Origin of the sequence: Paraburkholderia lebeckiae (genome assembly GCF_014201005.1) — a bacterium.
GTDB classification, from domain to species: domain Bacteria; phylum Pseudomonadota; class Gammaproteobacteria; order Burkholderiales; family Burkholderiaceae; genus Paraburkholderia; species Paraburkholderia tuberum.
The window spans coordinates 286,501-298,495 of the sequence record NZ_JACHDK010000001.1; the positions used below are offsets into that span (position 1 = coordinate 286,501).

At 63.6% G+C, this 11,995-nt stretch carries 15 protein-coding genes; 3 read left to right on the top strand and 12 right to left on the bottom strand.

The window, feature by feature from the left end; all coding sequences use genetic code 11:
- Positions 1-30: 30 nt before the first annotated feature.
- Positions 31-765 (bottom strand): GntR family transcriptional regulator, encoded by a 735-nt coding sequence (locus tag HDG39_RS01255; RefSeq protein ID WP_184002580.1) that lies wholly within the window; start codon positions 763-765, stop codon positions 31-33.
- Positions 766-1,132: 367 nt separating this feature from the next.
- On the opposite strand from HDG39_RS01255, the gene HDG39_RS01260 reads away from it, so the two are divergent.
- Positions 1,133-2,059, top strand: a complete 927-nt coding sequence (locus tag HDG39_RS01260) for a bifunctional helix-turn-helix transcriptional regulator/GNAT family N-acetyltransferase (RefSeq protein ID WP_184002582.1) — start codon at positions 1,133-1,135, stop codon at positions 2,057-2,059.
- Positions 2,060-2,135: 76 nt separating this feature from the next.
- Here the strand turns inward: HDG39_RS01260 and HDG39_RS01265 are convergent, their stop codons facing one another.
- Positions 2,136-2,948: a MetQ/NlpA family ABC transporter substrate-binding protein gene (locus HDG39_RS01265; protein ID WP_184002584.1), complete on the bottom strand. Its 813-nt coding sequence runs from the start codon at positions 2,946-2,948 to the stop codon at positions 2,136-2,138.
- Positions 2,949-3,220: 272 nt separating this feature from the next.
- Here HDG39_RS01265 and HDG39_RS01270 point away from each other — a divergent pair, with 272 nt between their 5' ends.
- Complete coding sequence (locus tag HDG39_RS01270) at positions 3,221-3,511, top strand: YciI family protein (RefSeq protein ID WP_018419317.1); 291 nt, start codon at positions 3,221-3,223, stop codon at positions 3,509-3,511.
- A gap of 75 nt (positions 3,512-3,586) precedes the next feature.
- Here the strand turns inward: HDG39_RS01270 and HDG39_RS01275 are convergent, their stop codons facing one another.
- The 5 genes from HDG39_RS01275 to HDG39_RS01295 are packed head-to-tail and all read right to left on the bottom strand — an operon-like array spanning position 3,587 to position 7,706.
- Positions 3,587-4,216, bottom strand: a complete 630-nt coding sequence (locus HDG39_RS01275; protein ID WP_184002586.1) for an SCO family protein — start codon at positions 4,214-4,216, stop codon at positions 3,587-3,589.
- A gap of 4 nt (positions 4,217-4,220) precedes the next feature.
- A complete protein-coding gene (gene cyoE, locus HDG39_RS01280; RefSeq protein ID WP_026225578.1) occupies positions 4,221-5,126 on the bottom strand; it encodes a heme o synthase in 906 nt (301 codons plus the stop codon).
- Between the two features lie 5 nt (positions 5,127-5,131).
- The gene (locus HDG39_RS01285) at positions 5,132-6,241 is read right to left on the bottom strand and encodes a COX15/CtaA family protein (RefSeq protein WP_184002588.1); all 1,110 of its coding nucleotides are present in this window, start codon (positions 6,239-6,241) and stop codon (positions 5,132-5,134) included.
- Between the two features lie 22 nt (positions 6,242-6,263).
- The gene (locus HDG39_RS01290) at positions 6,264-6,938 is read right to left on the bottom strand and encodes an SCO family protein (RefSeq protein ID WP_184002590.1); all 675 of its coding nucleotides are present in this window, start codon (positions 6,936-6,938) and stop codon (positions 6,264-6,266) included.
- A gap of 51 nt (positions 6,939-6,989) precedes the next feature.
- Positions 6,990-7,706: an SURF1 family protein gene (locus HDG39_RS01295; protein WP_184002592.1), complete on the bottom strand. Its 717-nt coding sequence runs from the start codon at positions 7,704-7,706 to the stop codon at positions 6,990-6,992.
- 111 nt (positions 7,707-7,817) lie between these two features.
- Between HDG39_RS01295 and HDG39_RS01300 the strand changes: the two genes are divergently transcribed.
- Positions 7,818-8,027: a twin transmembrane helix small protein gene (locus HDG39_RS01300; RefSeq protein ID WP_008921867.1), complete on the top strand. Its 210-nt coding sequence runs from the start codon at positions 7,818-7,820 to the stop codon at positions 8,025-8,027.
- 160 nt (positions 8,028-8,187) lie between these two features.
- On the opposite strand, the gene HDG39_RS01305 is transcribed toward HDG39_RS01300, so the two are convergent.
- The 5 genes from HDG39_RS01305 to ctaD form a co-directional block, all read right to left on the bottom strand.
- Positions 8,188-9,045: a cytochrome c oxidase subunit 3 gene (locus HDG39_RS01305; RefSeq protein WP_018419311.1), complete on the bottom strand. Its 858-nt coding sequence runs from the start codon at positions 9,043-9,045 to the stop codon at positions 8,188-8,190.
- 125 nt (positions 9,046-9,170) lie between these two features.
- Positions 9,171-9,380 carry a DUF2970 domain-containing protein gene (locus tag HDG39_RS01310; RefSeq protein WP_018419310.1) on the bottom strand — a complete coding sequence of 70 codons (210 nt, stop codon included), beginning with the start codon at positions 9,378-9,380 and terminating at the stop codon, positions 9,171-9,173.
- Positions 9,381-9,430: 50 nt separating this feature from the next.
- Positions 9,431-10,069 carry a cytochrome c oxidase assembly protein gene (locus tag HDG39_RS01315; RefSeq protein WP_184002594.1) on the bottom strand — a complete coding sequence of 213 codons (639 nt, stop codon included), beginning with the start codon at positions 10,067-10,069 and terminating at the stop codon, positions 9,431-9,433.
- A 42-nt stretch (positions 10,070-10,111) separates the two neighbouring features.
- Positions 10,112-10,246 carry a cytochrome oxidase small assembly protein gene (locus HDG39_RS34570; RefSeq protein ID WP_018419308.1) on the bottom strand — a complete coding sequence of 45 codons (135 nt, stop codon included), beginning with the start codon at positions 10,244-10,246 and terminating at the stop codon, positions 10,112-10,114.
- Positions 10,247-10,356: 110 nt separating this feature from the next.
- Positions 10,357-11,970, bottom strand: coding sequence for a cytochrome c oxidase subunit I (gene ctaD, locus HDG39_RS01320; protein ID WP_184002596.1), 1,614 nt, complete (start codon positions 11,968-11,970; stop codon positions 10,357-10,359).
- Positions 11,971-11,995: the final 25 nt, after the last annotated feature.

Here is an 11,995-nt window from a genome sequence, read left to right on the forward strand (position 1 = left end):
CGGACTTGCGGCCGGCGAGGGCCGCGCAGCTCAGGTGCGCAATTCAGCGACGAAGTCGTAGTAGTCGTCGCGGCAATAGGTGTCGGTCAGCTCGATCGCGCGTTGATCCGCGCAGTAGCCGATCCGGGTGATGACCAGCAGCGCGGTGCGCGGTTCGACGTCCATCAGCGCGGCGATTTCGCTCGACGCGTTGACCGCGCGGAAGTGCTGCAACGCGCGCACGACCGCCGCGCCGCGCTGCTCGAGATAGCTGTACAGCGAGTCGCCGATCACGAGCGGATCAGGCACGATCGCGACCGGCAGCGCCGAATGTTCGACCGCCATCACGATGCCGTCCGCGCGCCGCAGCCGCCGCAGGCTCGTGACGGCCGCGCCGGGTGACAAGCCGAGGCGCAGCAGCTCGTCGCGATTGGCTGCGCGCACGTCGCGTTCGAGCCAGACCGAATCGGGCCGGAAACCGCGCTGCTGCATCTTCTTCGTGAAGCCGGTGAGACGCGACAGCGGATCTTCGACGCGCGGCGTAATGAAGCTGCCCGCGCCGCGCGCGCGCCGGATCAGCCCCTGCTCGACCAGCAGTTCGATCGCCTTGCGCGCGGTGATGCGCGACACGCCGATCGCGTCGGACAGCGTACGCTCGGAAGGCAGCGCCTCGCCGGCCGACCAGACGCCGCAATGGATCGCCGTCGCCAGGTTGCGCGCGAGCTGCAGGTAGAGCGGCGTGACGTTGCGCACGTCAGGCATCAATGCGGACCAGCGAGTTTCCATGGGGCTCCAAGGACGCCGTGAGCAGTACGGCCCGGAAAATTGAGAGCCCATTATATAACCAACATAATACCAGTCAACGGACTGGTTCCATGCCGGTCCGGATCGCCGGAAAGCCTTTCTGCGTGGGGATCACAGCGGGATTCAAGGGCTCCGTCGGAGGGATTTGCAGACCAGGACTTTCCCGCATCGCATGCATTTGACGATACCAGCGAGTCGTTATCGGCTCCTGGTGGTATCAAAACAGTCCAAATAATCAATACCTATTTAATACCAGTTGGTGTCTCGCCGCGGTGGAGTGGCTTTGTAAATAAGGGTCGTGCCGATATAGTGCGCTGTACCGACCATAAAAAGTCCCGGGGAGCCGCCCTTGACAGATTCCGAGGCGCTGCGGCGCGCTCAGGCCGTCCGCCATTTCAATCGCTTCTATACCCAATGCATCGGTGCCCTGCACGAACATCTGGCTCGAAGCGAGTTCTCGCTGACGGAAGTGCGCGTGCTGCACGAGCTATCGCGCGCCCGCGCGCAGACCGCGTCGGTGCTCGGGCGCGCGCTCGGGCTCGATAGCGGCTATCTGAGCCGCCTGCTGACCAGTTTCGAGCGACGCAAGCTGATCACGCGCCGTCCGTCCGACACCGACGCACGCCAGTCGCTGATCGCGCTCACCGAGCACGGCCACGCGATCTACGCGCCGCTCGAAGCCGCCGCCATCCACGAAGCACTCGGCCTGCTCGACAGACTCAGCGCGCTATCGCAGGAGCAGTTGATCGCCGCGATGAAGCTGATCGAGCGCCTGCTCGGCGACAAGCCGAAGCACGAGCTCGTTGTGCTGCGTCAGCCGCGCGCCGGCGAATGTGGCTGGCTCGTGCATCGTCAGGCGCAGTGGTTCGCCGCGCAGTACGGCTGGGATCACACGTTCGAGGGCTTGCTCGCGCGCGTCGTCGCCGAGTACGCGCAGCGCAACGATCCGCTGCGCGAGAAGTGCTGGATCGCCGAACAGGAAGGCCTGGTGGTCGGCTCGGTTTGCCTCGTCGGGGTCTCGACGACGGTCGCGAGCGTGCGCCTGCTGTGGGTCGAACCGGACGTGAGGAGGCTCGGCATCGGCACGCAGTTGCTCAGCGAATGCGTGCGCTTCGCGCGGCGCGCGGGCTACACGAAGCTCACGCTGACCACCGCGAGCGCATTGGCGGAGCCACGGCGGCTTTGTGAGCGCGCTGGGTTCGAGTTGGCCGGCAGCGCGGCGCAGCGCCGCTTCGGCCAGGATCTGATGATCGAAAGATGGGAGCTGGAGCTATAAAAAAGCACGCGCCTGTACGGCGCGTGCCTTTCCTGATGCCATGCGGCTGCGCTTGCGATCGCGCTGAACGCGTCGCTTAGAACGACGGCACCATCGAACCCTTGAACTGCGTCTTGATGAACTGGCGCACGTCTTCCGACTGATACGCCGCGACCAGCTTCTTCACCCATGGCTGATCCTTGTCCTTCGCGCGCACGGCGATCAGGTTCGCGTACGGGCTGTGGATGTCTTCGAGCGCGATCGCGTCCTTGGTCGGCTGCAGGCCGGCGGCCAACGCGAAGTTCGTATTGATGACGGCGGCGTCGACGTCGGCGAGCGAACGCGGCAGTTGCGCGGCGTCGAGCTCGACGAACCTGATCTTCTTCGGATTGTCGACGACATCGAGCGGCGTCGCGTTGTTGCCTCCCGTGGCCGCGCCGTCCTTCAGCTTGATCAGCCCTTGCGCCTGCAGCAACAGCAGCGCGCGATTTTCGTTGGACGGATCGTTCGGCACCGCGACCTTCGCGCCCTGCGGCAGGTCCTTCGACGACTTCAGCTTCTTCGAGTACGCGCCGAGCGGCGAGATGTACGTGAGGCCCGTGTTGACGAGCTTATAGCCGCGCTGCTTGATCTGGCTATCGAGGTACGGCTGGTGCTGGAAGCTGTTGGCGTCGAGGTCGCCCGCGTCGAGCGCGGCGTTCGGCTGGATGTAGTCGTTGAACTCGACGACCTTCACGTTCAGGCCTTCGCGCTTGGCGACCTTGGTGGCGACTTCCCAGATCTGCGCGTCCGGGCCGCCGATCGTGCCGACCTTGATGACCTTGTCGTCGGCGTGCGCGCCGAAGCTGGTCAGGATCGCCGCACCGGCGACGACTGCGGTGAGGGCTTTGAGGATATTTCTGCGCTGCATGTGATTCTCGCTGTTGCGGTTCGACGTTTGAGTCGATGGCTCGATCGATGTCGGAGCCGGATAAAAAAATGGGCGGTGCTCCGGTTCGTGCTGGCGCGCCGTCGGCCAAGCTCAAAATTGTTTCATATGGGCGGCAAGTTGGGAAATATCCTTACCGCATATGGTTATGCGGAGCGCAAGCGCAATGGCTTGCGCAACGCAAAACCCGCGGCTGACCGATAATCCAGAGCCGTAGCCGCGCACGGCCCATTCACTCACCACTGAGAACGACCATGTACGTGATCAACCTGATCTACACCGCCCCGCTCGATCGTATCGACGACGCGCTCGACGCGCATCGCGCGTTTCTCGCGGAGCAGTTCGACGCGGGCATCTTCGTCGCGGCCGGGCCGAAAGTGCCGCGCGACGGCGGCATCATCCTCGCGGTTCGTATCGAGCGCGACAGGCTGGATCGCATTCTCGCGAGCGATCCGTTCGCACTGCAACAGCTCGCGCGCTACGAGGTGACGGAGTTCAAGACGACGCGTCTCGCGCCGGGGCTGAATTTGCCGATTCCGGTCTGAGCGCGAGTTGCGAAGAGGAGATGGATGCGGGGAGGCGTGAGCGGCGCCGCTCTAAAAAGCCGCCTGCGATGCGCGTCAATCGAGCAGCAGCTTGATGTCATGCACCCATGGTGTCGCGCCTTGGCCATCGCGCGCGAACAGACGCAGCTTGCCGTCCGTGTCGAACACATAGCTCGCGGCCGTGTGGTCCATCGTGTAGCTGTCGGGCGTCTTGCCCGGGACCTTCGCGTAGTACACGCGGAAGTCTTTCGCGACCTTCGCGAGTTGTTCTTCGCTGGCGGGACGCAAGCCCACGAAGCTCGGATTGAACGCCGGCACGTATTGCGCGAGCAACTGCGGCGTATCGCGCTCGGGGTCGACGGTGACGAACAGCACCTGCACGCGCTTCGCGTCCTCCGGACCGAGTTGCTGCAACGCCTGTGACAGCTCGGCCATCGTCGTCGGGCAGACGTCCGGGCAATGCGTATAGCCGAAGAACAGCACGACGACCTTGCCTTTGTAGTCGGCAAGCGTGCGGACCTTGCCGGACGTGTCGGGCAACGAGAAATCGCTGGCGAATTGCGTATTGCCGGTGATGTCGACATTCGTAAAAGCCGGCGGCTGCTTGCCGCAACCCGTCATCAGCAATGTGCCGCCCAGCGTGGCGCCGAGCGCGCAAGCCATCACAGCGGCGCGCGCGACGCGCGCAAAGCGATTGTTGAGCATGGTGTTACGCGCCTATCACGACGCGCGCGTAGTGGTCGATCAGCAGCGCGGCGAACAGCAGCGACAGATAGACGATCGAATAACGGAAGGTTTTGCGCGCGAGCTCGTCCGAATACTCCCGGTAGATCTTCCACGCATAAGCGAGAAACACGGCGCCGAGCAGCACCGCCGACGCGAGATACACGACGCCGCTCATGCCGGAGATGAACGGCATCAGCGTGACCGCGAACAGGATGACCGTGTAGAGAAGGATATGCAGGCGCGTGTACTTTTCGCCGTGCGTGTTCGGCAGCATCGGCAGGCCGGCGTTTTCGTAGTCCTTGCGGCGATACAGCGCGAGCGCCCAGAAATGCGGCGGTGTCCACACGAAGATGATCAGCACGAGGATCCACGCGTCGCCGGGCACGTGGCCCGTTACCGCGGCCCAGCCGAGCGCGGGCGGCATCGCCCCCGACGCGCCGCCGATCACGATGTTCTGCGGCGTGACTGGCTTCAGCAGCAGCGTATAGATGACCGCATAACCGACGAACGTGGCGAGCGTGAGCCACATGGTCAGCGCATTGGCGAACGTGTACAGCGTCCACATGCCGAGGCCGCCGAGCACGGCCGAGAACAGCAGGATCTGCGGGGTGGTGATTTCGCCGCGCGCGGACGGACGCCACGACGTGCGGCGCATTTTGGCGTCGATCTGCTGCTCGACGAGGCAGTTGATCGCGAACGCGGCGCCGGCCAGCAGCCAGATGCCGACGGTGCCGCCGATCAGTACGGTCCATGGCACCATGCCCGGCGTCGACAGGAACATGCCGATGACCGCGCAGAACACCGCAAGCTGCGTAACACGCGGCTTGGTCAGTGCGAGATATTGGGAGACCCGGCTGCCGGGCGTTTGGGAGAGTGTTGTGCTGTCCATGTGAGTCACGCTGGCGCGGCTTCGCGCGCAGGGAGCGCGGCGCGGCCGGGACGGCTAAAAGCGATCCGAAAGTTTAACATAACGAGCAGCAGCAGCAGGATCGCGGCCCCGCCGTTATGGGCGACCGCAATCGGTAACGGCCATTGCAGCACGATGTTCGACAAGCCGGTGACAAACTGGATCAGCACCACCAGCAGCACGCCGTTGGCGGGTCGCCGCAGTGACTCGAAGCGGCGCAACTTCAACGCGAACCACACCAGATAGGCGATCACAGCGAACGCGAACGTGCGATGCGTCCAGTGAATCGCGACCAGCGCATCCTGCGTAATCATGTCGCCGTCGCCAGTCATGCCGAGCGCGCGCCACAGGTGGAAGCCGTGCGCGAAGTCCATCGGCGGAATCCATTGGCCGTTGCAGGTCGGGAAGTCGGTGCATGCGAGCACCGCGTAGTTCGTGCTGACCCAGCCACCGAGCGCGATTTGCAGCACCAGCAGCGCGAGACCCGCGAGTGCGGCCACGCGCCAGCGCGTGGCCTCGGGCTCGTAGGCCGGCAGCGGCGTCAAACGCGCCGCGAGCCAGCCGAGCGCGCCGAGCAGCGCCAGGCCGAGCAGCAGATGCGTGGTCACGATGATCGGCTGCAGCCTCATGGTCACGGTCCACGCGCCGAACACGCCCTGCACGACGATCAGCAGCAGCAGCGAAGTCGGCCACCACGGCGACACATGCAGCGGACGACGCTTGATACGCGCCGTCCAGGCAATGATCGTCTGCGCGATGATCAGCACGCCGATCGCCATCGCGAAGTAGCGATGGATCATTTCGATCCACGCCTTCGTCATGCTGACGGGGCCGCTCGGCATCGCCTGATAGGCCGCGGAGATTGCCGCGTGCGCGATGAACGGCGACGACGTGCCGTAGCAGCCGGGCCAATCCGGGCAGCCGAGGCCCGAATCGGTGAGGCGCGTGAAGCCGCCGAACATCACGAGATCGAGCGTCAGGAAGGTGGTGAGCCAGACCAGCTTGCGGAATTTGTTGTCGTCGGCCTTGACCCACACGTAGGACAACGGCAGCAACGCGATACACAAGCCGATCACGCCCAGTTGCAATACGAACATCTCATTTACCAAGGTTGGGACGTCAGCCGATGGTCGACCATTTGAGCAGCTTGGTCAGGTCGCCTTTGATCTTGCTCGGGTTCGCGTCTTTCGGAAAACGCATCATCAGATTGCCGCTCGGATCGACCAGGTAGATGTGGTCGGTGATCCGCGTGGCGGTGTCGGCGGGTAGCCACGCGGCGACCTGCGCCGGATCGGCGATCAGCATGTCGGTGTTGGGGTAGGCGGTTTGTATCACGTCCGCGACCTTGTCTGCATCGGTGCGCAGCCAGACTTCCATGACGCGCTCGCGTTCCGGGCCCTGAGCTGCGCGGATTTGTCGCATGAAGTAGAGCTTCGTCACGCAGGCTTTATCGCACGCGCTGTTGTCCGCTGAGATCATGAGCCAGCGGCCATGCAGCGAGGCGAGCTTGAGCGGCTTGCCATCCGCGCCGGTGACCATGAGCGAGTCCGGGATCGGCCGTTGCGGCTCGATCAGCGCGCCGTAGTTCGTGCTGCCGCCGGTCGGCTTCACGACGTAGTACATGAAGTACGAGATCGCGATCGGCGCCGCGCAGATCACCGCGAGCAGCAGCAGCACCCAGCGGCCGCGCCGCCACGAGCCCGGGCCGTTCGGTTGGCCGGAAATCGCTTTGGCCGCGGCGGGTTTGCCGCTGGGTTTGCCAGCTTCCGGCGAACGGGGAGTTTGAGTCGACACTACAGAACCTCTTTCAATGTTTGGACGGCGGCGAGCCGTGCCTTGCGTTCCTCACGCGCCCGGCGCGTGCTCCTTTTTGCCCGCGCGGCGCGCCGCATACAGACCGAAGGCGAGCGCGGCGGCGGCCATGCCCCACCACTGCAGCATGTAGCCGTAGTTGCGCTCGACACCGGTGGTCGGCGCGGGCCAGTCGCGCACCAGGCCGTCGCCGGCATCGCCGGTCTGCTGGATCACGAACGATTGCAGCGGCAGCCCGGTCTCCGCGGCGTACGAGCCGACATCGAGATTCTGCCGGATCAGGCGATGCGCGGCCGATCCGCCCTCGCCGAGCTCGAACGCGCGCGACGCGTCGGCACGCGCAATCCCTTCGATCTCGACCTCGCCCGACGGCGTCGTGTACGGCGCGATGGCCTCGCGATTGCTCAGGTTGCGCGGCAGCCAGCCGCGATTGACGAGCACGTAGCCGCCGTCGGCGAGTTTAAAAGGCATCACGACGTAAAAGCCCGGCTGATCGTTATACGGACGATTATCGAGGTATACGACCTTGTCCGTGACGAAACTGCCGCGCGCTTTCACGCGATGAAACTCGACGTCCTTCAGCGCGAGCGGCGCCGCGCTGACCGGCATCGCAGGCGCGTTCTCGAACTGCGTGATGCGCGCCTCGAGCGCTTCCTTCTGATGCGCGCGATCGCGCTGCCAGAAACCGAGCCGCATCGTCACGCCGACGACCAGCAGGATCAGCAGCGCGGGAATCAGGCGAAACTTCATTGCAGGCGCTCCGGCATCGCGCTCAGGGCCGCCGGGAGCCTGCGGCAGAGGCCTGCTCGCGGTGCGATAATCAATGTCTTGCCACTGCGCTTTCCAGTTTCAGTTGGTTCCATGCACATTATCGTTCCCATCGCCTTTGCTCTCATCATCGCCAGCATGGTGTCAGCGCTGTATTTCATGATGCACGACAAAGGCAAGACCAAGCGGATGGTCTGGTCACTCGCCACGCGGGTGGGCCTGTCGATCTCGCTGTTCCTGTTCATCCTGTTCGCACACTGGATGGGCTGGATTCAGTCGACCGGGATTCCGTACGGGCGCTGACGCTCGCGGATAGGTCGCCGCCGCATCCCCGTCAGCGGCAAATTTTCCTCGCCGCCAAACAAAACGCCGCCCTGAGAGGTCGAGGGCGGCGCTGCATTCATCCTTGCATACTGCTCGTGCGCGCCGCCTGAACGGCGTTGCGCGCACGGATCTTGCCGCATTACAGCCAGTACACGACGACGTACAGACCGAGCCACACGACGTCGACGAAGTGCCAGTACCAAGCCGCGCCTTCGAACGCGAAGTGATGTTCCGGCGTGAAGTGACCGCGGATCAGACGCACCAACACGACGGCGAGCATCGTGCCGCCGAGGAACACGTGAAAGCCGTGGAAGCCGGTCAGCAGGAAGAACGTCGAACCGTAGATGCCCGAAGCCAGCGTGAGATTCAGCTCGTTGTATGCATGGAAGTATTCGAAGCCCTGCAGGAACAGGAAGCTCACGCCCAGCACGAGGGTCGCCGCAAGCCACGCCATCGCCTTCTTGCGATGGTTGTCGCGCAGCGCGTGGTGCGACACCGTCAGCGTCGCACCCGACGACAGCAGCAGCGCCGTGTTGATGGTCGGCACCGGCCACGGCTGCATCGACTTGTAGGTGCCCACGAGTTCGGCCGGGCCGTTGTTCGGCCACACCGCCGTGAAATCCGGCCAGATCAGTTTGTAGTCGAGGCTGCCGAGTTGATGCAGCGCGATTTCGCGGGCATAGAACAGCGCGCCGAAGAATGCGCCGAAGAACATCACTTCGGAGAATATGAACCAGCTCATGCTCCAGCGGTACGACCGGTCGACGTTCTTGCCGTACATGCCGCCTTCCGACTCGGCGATCGCGTCGCCGAACCAATGCCACAGCGTAAAGAGCAGCCACAGCAGACCGATGAGCACGCCAAGCGGCGCCCAGGTATGGTCGTTGATCCAGGCCGCAAGCGATCCGAGCATAACCAGCAACCCCGTAGCGGCGCTGATCGGATGCCGCGACGGATGCGGTACGAAATAGTACGGGCTCTCGTTTTGACCGCTCATTCTTGATTCTCCACTTCAGTCCAGTTGTTCCGGAATCTCCGGCTGTATCTTCGGCGGCGCGTCGATACCGCACCGCTTCTCTCTAATTCGTGGGCTCTTCTCTGCTGCTTTGCCCTGCTATTGCCTCAACCGACCACGAGGCGCACGACCAGAATCAGCACCCCGATCAGAACCGCCGCGCCGATCAGCGCCGCCACGATCACATGCAGCGGGTTCAGTTGCGTCGCGTCCGCCTCGAGATCGCGGCGCTTGCGCACGCCGAAAAACGACCAGAACACCGCGCGCATCGATTGACCGAAACTGCTCTTGCGCGGACTGCCGCCGTTATCGTTCATCTCGCTTCGCCTTCCTTCGTTCGTCCGCGGCTCGCGCCGTCAAATTTGCTTCAGGCCGGCTTCGCGCGAGTGGCTGCCGCGCTGGTCACTGCATCGTTCACTGCATTCGCCTTCGGCGCCGCATCATCCGCGCCAGGCGCGGCCGGCGTGTTCAACTCGAAAAACGTGTACGACAGCGTGATCGTCTTCACGTCCTTCGGCAACTTCGGGTCGACGACGAACACCACCGGCATCCGCTTCGTCTCGTTCGCGTTCAACGTCTGCTGCGTGAAGCAGAAACACTCGATCTTCCTGAAGTACTCGGTCGCCTGCTTCGGCGCGTAGCTCGGAATGGCCTGCGCACGGATCGTGCGCGACTGCTCGTTGCTGACGTCGTACATGACCGTGGTTACTTCGCCCGGATGCACGTCGAGACTGCGCTGCTCCGGCTTGAAACCCAACAGGCCCCGCGCGTTCGCATCGAATTCGATCGAAATCGTGCGGCTCATGTCGACCTGCGTATTCTTCGCCTCGCGCGCTGAAACGTCGCGCTGCACGAGGTTGTTCACGCCGGTGATCTGGCAGATCGCGCGATACATCGGCACCAGCGCGAAACCGAAACCGAACATCATCAAAGCGACGACGAACAGCTTGATCAGCATCGAACGATTGAAAGAGCGGTCGGCCTCGGCCGGCGGTTGCGTCGACATCTGAATCCTCAACAAACCTGCATACGGACTGCGAATGCGGCGTTAGCTGAACCAGCACTGCTTCAGAATGGCGCTCGCGAAAAACACCGCGGCGATCGCGAACATCACCAACCCTATCCGCCTGTTGCCCGCGCGAATCTGCTCCGGCGTACGTCTTTCCTGTGGATTGCGCGTCATGCTCGACTTTCTGGGTACTGTTCTTGACTGGCGAGGCCGCCGCGCGAAGCGCCCGAGTCCGGTGGCCGCATGTCGCGCCGCCGGAACCCCGGCACCTCGCCGGAATAGGCTTACTCGACGGTCGGCGGATGCTCGAACGTGTGGAACGGAGCCGGGCTCGGTACGGTCCACTCGAGGCCCGTTGCGCCGTCCCACGGCTTGTCGCCCGCTTCTACGTGCTCGCCACCGCCACGGTAGGCCGGCAGCGCCACCGCGAACAGGAAGTACACCTGTGAGAGACCAAAGCCGAACGCACCGATCGAGATCACCTGGTTCCAGTCGGTGAACTGCGCCGGGTAGTCGGCATAACGACGCGGCATGCCGGCGAGACCGACGAAGTGCATCGGCAGGAACGCGAGGTTGAAGAAGAACATCGACGCCCAGAAGTGGATCTTGCCGCGTGTTTCGTTGTACATCCAGCCGGTCCACTTCGGCGACCAGTAGTACCAGCCGGCGAACAGCGCGAACAGCGACCCCGCCACCAGCACGTAGTGGAAGTGCGCGACCACGAAATAAGTGCCGTGATACTGGATGTCGAGCGGCGCCATGGCGAGCATCAGACCCGACAGGCCACCGAACGTGAACACGATCAGGAAGCCCACCGCGAACAGCATCGGCGTTTCGAAAGACAGCGAACCGCGCCACATCGTCGCGACCCAGTTGAACACCTTCACGCCGGTCGGCACCGCGATCAGCATAGTCGCGTACATGAAGAACAGCTGGCCCGTCACCGGCATGCCGGTCACGAACATGTGGTGCGCCCACACCATGAACGACAGGATCGCGATCGACGCGGTTGCGTACACCATCGAGCTATAGCCGAACAGCGGCTTGCGCGAGAACGCCGGGATCACCTGCGAGACGATCCCGAACGCCGGCAAGATCATGATGTACACCTCGGGGTGCCCGAAGAACCAGAAGATGTGCTGGTACATGACCGGGTCGCCGCCGCCTGCCGCATTGAAGAACGACGTGCCGAAGTGACGGTCGAACAGCACCATCGTGATCGCGCCCGCGAGAACCGGCATCACGGCGATCAGCAGGTACGCGGTGATCAGCCAGGTCCAGACGAACATCGGCATTTTCATCAGCGTGAGGCCGGGTGCGCGCATGTTCAGGATCGTCACGACGATGTTGATACCGCCCATGATCGACGATGCGCCCATCAGGTGGATCGCGAAAATCGCGAAGTCCATGCCCGGGCCCATCTGCGTGGAGAGCGGTGCGTACAGCGTCCAGCCCGCGGCGGTCGCGCCGCCCGGTGCAAAGAACGAGCCGACCAGCAGGACGGCCGCGACCGGCAGCAGCCAGAAGCTGAAGTTGTTCATCCGCGCGAAAGCCATGTCCGATGCGCCGATCTGCAGCGGCACCATCCAGTTCGCGAAGCCGACGAACGCCGGCATGATCGCGCCGAACACCATGATCAGCCCGTGCATGGTGGTCAACTGGTTGAAGAACTCGGGACGCATGATCTGCAGACCCGGCTCAAACAGCTCGGCACGGATCATCAGCGCCATCACGCCCCCGGACAGGAACATGGTGAACGAGAAGATCAGGTACAGCGTACCGATGTCCTTGTGGTTGGTTGCGAACAGCCAACGGCGCCAGCCGTGCGGCGTTTCGTGGGCATGGTCGCCGTGCACGTGCTCGTGGCCCGCGACTACATCGTGTCCGATGCTAGACATGACAATCTCCTAAAGCGAATTCTGC

What these genes read in the sequence shown, in the direction of transcription:
- HDG39_RS01255 (WP_184002580.1), bottom strand. Translation starts at nt 765, where the DNA reads ATGGAAACTCGCTGGTCCGCATTGATGCCTGACGTGCGCAACGTCACG.
- HDG39_RS01265 (WP_184002584.1), bottom strand. Translation starts at nt 2,948, where the DNA reads ATGCAGCGCAGAAATATCCTCAAAGCCCTCACCGCAGTCGTCGCCGGT.
- HDG39_RS01270 (WP_018419317.1), top strand. Translation starts at nt 3,221, where the DNA reads ATGTACGTGATCAACCTGATCTACACCGCCCCGCTCGATCGTATCGAC.
- HDG39_RS01275 (WP_184002586.1), bottom strand. Translation starts at nt 4,216, where the DNA reads ATGCTCAACAATCGCTTTGCGCGCGTCGCGCGCGCCGCTGTGATGGCT.
- cyoE (WP_026225578.1), bottom strand. Translation starts at nt 5,126, where the DNA reads ATGGACAGCACAACACTCTCCCAAACGCCCGGCAGCCGGGTCTCCCAA.
- HDG39_RS01285 (WP_184002588.1), bottom strand. Translation starts at nt 6,241, where the DNA reads ATGTTCGTATTGCAACTGGGCGTGATCGGCTTGTGTATCGCGTTGCTG.
- HDG39_RS01295 (WP_184002592.1), bottom strand. Translation starts at nt 7,706, where the DNA reads ATGAAGTTTCGCCTGATTCCCGCGCTGCTGATCCTGCTGGTCGTCGGC.
- HDG39_RS01300 (WP_008921867.1), top strand. Translation starts at nt 7,818, where the DNA reads ATGCACATTATCGTTCCCATCGCCTTTGCTCTCATCATCGCCAGCATG.
- HDG39_RS01305 (WP_018419311.1), bottom strand. Translation starts at nt 9,045, where the DNA reads ATGAGCGGTCAAAACGAGAGCCCGTACTATTTCGTACCGCATCCGTCG.
- HDG39_RS01310 (WP_018419310.1), bottom strand. Translation starts at nt 9,380, where the DNA reads ATGAACGATAACGGCGGCAGTCCGCGCAAGAGCAGTTTCGGTCAATCG.
- HDG39_RS01315 (WP_184002594.1), bottom strand. Translation starts at nt 10,069, where the DNA reads ATGTCGACGCAACCGCCGGCCGAGGCCGACCGCTCTTTCAATCGTTCG.
- HDG39_RS34570 (WP_018419308.1), bottom strand. Translation starts at nt 10,246, where the DNA reads ATGACGCGCAATCCACAGGAAAGACGTACGCCGGAGCAGATTCGCGCG.
- ctaD (WP_184002596.1), bottom strand. Translation starts at nt 11,970, where the DNA reads ATGTCTAGCATCGGACACGATGTAGTCGCGGGCCACGAGCACGTGCAC.